Source organism: Alkalihalophilus lindianensis (assembly GCF_032843265.1).
Classification (GTDB): domain Bacteria; phylum Bacillota; class Bacilli; order Bacillales; family Bacillaceae_D; genus Alkalihalophilus; species Alkalihalophilus lindianensis.
The window spans coordinates 1-247 of the sequence record NZ_JAWJBA010000799.1 but is presented as its reverse complement, the minus strand read 5'-3'; the positions used below and the strand labels follow the sequence as shown (position 1 = coordinate 247).

The 247-nt window shown below is 39.3% G+C and carries 1 protein-coding gene; it reads right to left on the bottom strand.

All coding sequences use genetic code 11. From position 1 onward, the window contains the following. A partial coding sequence (locus RYX56_RS24380) for an SDR family oxidoreductase (RefSeq protein ID WP_317124387.1) occupies positions 1-247 on the bottom strand: 247 nt, incomplete at both ends.

Here is a 247-nt window from a genome sequence, read left to right as displayed (position 1 = left end):
CCATAACGTTTTAATGGGATCTGGGCTTTCATTTGTTCTTCAACCATCTTAATATCAATTCCTTGCTTGTCCGCATTTACCTGATCTAAATGCTTAACCCGATCAGTTCCAATCCGCCCTGGTGCAATGGTGTTAATGAGAATATTATATGGTGCAAGCTCTGAAGCCAGCGTCTTTGAAAGTCCAATTATACCTGTTCGGAAGGTATTTGATAGGATTAATCCTGGAATTGGTTCTTTAATAGAAG